This is a genomic window from Streptomyces sp. 13-12-16 (assembly GCF_002114215.1).
Taxonomy (GTDB): domain Bacteria; phylum Actinomycetota; class Actinomycetes; order Streptomycetales; family Streptomycetaceae; genus Streptomyces.
The window spans coordinates 5,006-6,223 of sequence record NZ_NCTE01001386.1 but is presented as its reverse complement, the minus strand read 5'-3'; the positions used below and the strand labels follow the sequence as shown (position 1 = coordinate 6,223).

Annotated in this window: 3 protein-coding genes; 1 reads left to right on the top strand and 2 read right to left on the bottom strand. The window is 73.0% G+C overall.

All coding sequences use genetic code 11. The annotated features are described in order from the left end of the window. On the bottom strand, nt 1–252 hold a 252-nt coding region (locus B7767_RS41245; protein WP_143652966.1), incomplete at its 3' end, for a trans-aconitate 2-methyltransferase. A 5-nt stretch (nt 253–257) separates the two neighbouring features. After that, the gene (locus B7767_RS41240) at nt 258–563 is read right to left on the bottom strand and encodes a 4a-hydroxytetrahydrobiopterin dehydratase (RefSeq protein ID WP_085576324.1); all 306 of its coding nucleotides are present in this window, start codon (nt 561–563) and stop codon (nt 258–260) included. A gap of 129 nt (nt 564–692) precedes the next feature. Here B7767_RS41240 and B7767_RS41235 point away from each other — a divergent pair. Then, nucleotides 693–1,218: helix-turn-helix domain-containing protein (locus tag B7767_RS41235; protein WP_143652967.1), on the top strand; the 526-nt coding region annotated here is incomplete at its 3' end.

Below are 1,218 nucleotides of genomic sequence, written 5' to 3'. Positions count from 1 at the left end.
GACCACCGCGCCCGGCAGACGGGCGACGGCCATCCGGGTCATCGTCGAGGAGAGGTCGGCGCCCGTCACCCGCAGGCCGGCACGGGCGGCGGCGAACCGCCGGGTCACGATGCCGGTGCCGCACGCCACGTCCAGCAGCTCCCGCGCCGACGCCGGTACGAGGCTCAGCACGGCCTCGGCGGCGGCCGCCGCCCGGGGCTCCCCGCCGCGCAGGGCGTCGTACCGTTCCGCTTCCTCGTCGTAGTCCAGCACGCGCCTCAGTGTGCACCGTGGCCGGGGGCCAGGTCCTCCACCCTGCGGGCGAGCTCGAAATCCTTCTCGGTGACGGCGCCGCCCGCGCTGTGGGTGTGTACGGACAGGGCCACGGTGTCGTAGCCGAGGGTGAGATCGGAGTGGTGGTCGAGCTCCTCCTGCACCTGGGCGATGTGGACGACCATCGCCGTCGCCGCGAAGTGCGAGCCGAGCCGGTAGGAACGGGTGAGCCGGTCACCGTCGAGCGACCAGCCCGGCAGTCCGGCCAGCCGTTCCTCGGTCTCCTTCTGCGACAGCGGTTCGACGGGCATGGGCTGCGCTCCTTCGCCGGTTCGGGTCCGTGATCCCGTACGGGACTCCCAGGCTGCCACAGAAGACCCCGGGGCCGGACGGAAGCGGGCGGCTCCCCGGTACGGCCGTTTCTCGATTACCGTCCTGGCATGACCACTGTCACATCCGGTACCGCTTCCCGCATCGGGGGCGTGGGGCCACTGCTGCGCGCCTGGCGGGAGCAGCGGCGGGTCAGCCAGCTGGAGCTGGCCCTGCGCGCCGATTCCTCCTCCCGGCACATCAGCTTCATCGAGACCGGCCGCTCCCGGCCCAGCGAGGAGATGGTGCTGCGGCTGGCCGAGCACCTGGACGTGCCGATGCGGGAGCGCAACGCGCTGCTGCTGGCGGCCGGTTACGCGCCGCACTACCCGGAGACCCCGCTGGACGATCCCGCGCTGGAGGTGGTGCGCCACGGCATCGAGCGGCTGATCAGCGGGTTCGAGCCGTATCCGGCGCTGGTGGTGGACGCGATGTACGACGTCGTGGCGGCCAACCGGGGGGTCATGGCGCTGTTCGACGGCGTCCCCCGGGCGCTGCTGACGCCGCCGCTGAACGCGGTGCGGCTCACCCTGCACCCGCAGGGGCTGGCGCCGCGGATCCGGAATCTGCGGGAGTGGCGCGGACACCTGCTGGAGC

Coding starts and splice junctions, on each gene's coding strand:
- B7767_RS41240 (WP_085576324.1), bottom strand. CDS start 563: ATGCCCGTCGAACCGCTGTCGCAGAAGGAGACCGAGGAACGGCTGGCC.